General features: G+C 56.1%; 3 protein-coding genes. 1 reads left to right on the plus strand and 2 read right to left on the minus strand.

Annotated features, from left to right (window positions below):
• Positions 1-235 precede the first annotated feature (235 nt).
• Positions 236-1,483 carry an ISL3 family transposase gene (locus AC097P_RS23365; protein WP_479612831.1) on the minus strand — a complete coding sequence of 416 codons (1,248 nt, stop codon included), beginning with the start codon at positions 1,481-1,483 and terminating at the stop codon, positions 236-238.
• Between AC097P_RS23365 and AC097P_RS23370 the strand changes: the two genes are divergently transcribed.
• Positions 1,482-1,913 carry a hypothetical protein gene (locus AC097P_RS23370; RefSeq protein WP_479612832.1) on the plus strand — a complete coding sequence of 144 codons (432 nt, stop codon included), beginning with the start codon at positions 1,482-1,484 and terminating at the stop codon, positions 1,911-1,913. The two genes, AC097P_RS23365 and AC097P_RS23370, sit on opposite strands and share 2 nt — an antisense overlap.
• 216 nt (positions 1,914-2,129) lie before the next feature.
• On the opposite strand, the gene AC097P_RS23375 is transcribed toward AC097P_RS23370, so the two are convergent.
• The gene (locus AC097P_RS23375) at positions 2,130-2,270 is read right to left on the minus strand and encodes a transposase (protein WP_479612833.1); all 141 of its coding nucleotides are present in this window, start codon (positions 2,268-2,270) and stop codon (positions 2,130-2,132) included.
• Positions 2,271-2,272: the final 2 nt, after the last annotated feature.

Consider the following 2,272-nt stretch of genomic DNA (forward strand, 5'->3'; position numbering starts at 1 on the left):
ATGTCGACATACGCGCGCCCAATAAATGCTAGATTTTAGATAGCACATTAAGCATATTTAACGTGGGCTAGAGGCATAAATGCCTCTACATACCACCCCAACAGGCTATCAGGCCTGTACCAGGGTAGTGACGCGTCTCCTGGTGCGTACTCGCAACGAGCATTCACGCAGGGTGTCGGCCAGCGCCTCCAGATCCGCTACGCCAAAGATCACCACGGTTGAAAAGTTTGCTTCGTCAGTAAAATCTGTGGGCGAGTTGCGGCTCAGGAAGCTTGCCAAGCACGTGATACAGGGCTAGTTCGGTGATTCTGAAGGTGCGAAACCCGTAGGATTTTCTCATGGTCACTTTGACCTTGTTGTTCAAACCCTCCACAACGCCACTGGAGAACTGCTTTTTCGCCCGGAAGTAGTTGAGGATCAACTCGCGGTGGCTGCGTAGCGTCTTGGCCACCTTCTTCATCGGCTCGATGCGTGAACGCATCACCAGCGCGATCCATTGATCCAGGAATTTCCCGGCCCAGGTGGGCGAGTCGTAATCCCAGAATTGTTGGAACTGCTCCTTGAGCAAATAGGCCCGCACTGTCTGCAAGTTGTACTTCAATATGTCGCGCAGGCGGATGCGCTGGTTGCTGGTGAGGTTCTCTTTGCGCTTGAGCACGCACCAGCGGGTCTTGCTCAGGACTGGCTCGTAACCGTCGGCCACCAGCTTTCTGGCTTCTGAAGAACGCACGTCGTTAAGGGCGTCATTCATCTTGGCCACAATGTGAAAGCGATCCAGGATGTTGAGCGCATTGCTGCAGCGTTCGCGGATTACCCGCAGATAGGGCTTCCACATGTCGGAGCAGACGAACTCAATCTTGCCCGACAGGTCTTCTCCGATCATGTCAAAGAATCCCTCGAACGTCTTGACCGTTCTCTCCTTGCCAATCCACAGCAGCCGGGTGCAATGTGCATCGATCTGGTAGACCAGCGTCAGGTATTTGTGGCCCTTGCCGTAGGCCACCTCATCAACCCCGATGGCCTGGATCGGCCCCAGGGTGCGGTGCTCAAGCCCCCACGCCACCACCACTTCGACCGCCTGACAGACCTTGTCCCAAGATGTTCGAAACGACAGGGCTGTTTCCTTCCACGACAACTTCTTGGCCCAATGCGCCAGGAACAGGACATAGGCGGTGGTCATCTGGTGTTTGCCGCAACCCCATGGCACTGCTTCGACCTTCACGCCACACTGGGGGCAACTCACCCGACGCATGCGGTACAGTAGGAAAACGCAGAATCCCCAGAAGGGCACGAACTCGAAGCGCCTGACGGTCAAATGGTCGTAGGTTGGCGCCGGGGTGTGGCAGACGGAGCATTTGCCTTTGGAGCCGACGCGTGTGCGCACTTCGACTTCGATGGTTTTGCTGGACTTGTTCAGGCGTGCGACGACGTAGACGAAGCCGGGGAAGTGGTAACACTGGTTCAATATCGAGATCAGACGCATGCCAAAGAAACTCAAGGAAGAATTGGGTGCCATCGTAGTCGCGCCAGACTTGGCCGCCTATTGCCCGGATTTGGCGACTTGGCCTGCAAGTTGGTGTGGCGAGGAACGTGATGTAATTCCCGGCGAGCAAATCGTTGCAGTGTTTACGCCATTTCTGCTGGACCTACTGGCCCAAGGCCTGACGCGTAAGACCCGTAACCTGCACCGCGACAACCTGTGGCTGCTCGGTGGCGAGATCATCCGAGATATCAATGACACGCCCAAGCTCAGAAAGCGAGCGGCTGGAGAACTGGTCCGCGAGGCCATCGCCAACGATGAGGGGCCATTGATCCATGGCGGCTTCTCTGATCAGGAGCAGCGCTCGTTTGACTCGACTTGCAAAAAGCTCAATCGATTCCTGGCTACTCACGTCCATACCAATTTGCAGTAGGCCACGACCGACATCGCACTGGTGTTCGTGTATTGGCTGTTCAGGGCGATTTCTTTTTCAACGGCTGTTGGCAAGCGCTAGCGCGTCAGGCCAAAGGCTCCAACTCGGGGAGCAGTGGACAAGTCACGCACCGCGCAGCGGCTGTCCACTGCGCGCGCGCCATCAAATATGTAGTGATGGTGAATTCCGCCGCCGGCCACAAAAAACCATCAAAATCTACCCACAGATTTCCCGGACGAACCTTCTCTCCTTGCCAATCCACAGCAGCCGGGTGCAATGTGCATCGATCTGGTAGACCAGCGTCAGGTATTTGTGGCCCTTGCCGTAGGCCACCTCATCAACCCCGATGGCCTGGATCG

The organism is Rhodoferax sp. ZS1R8 (assembly GCF_056521325.1).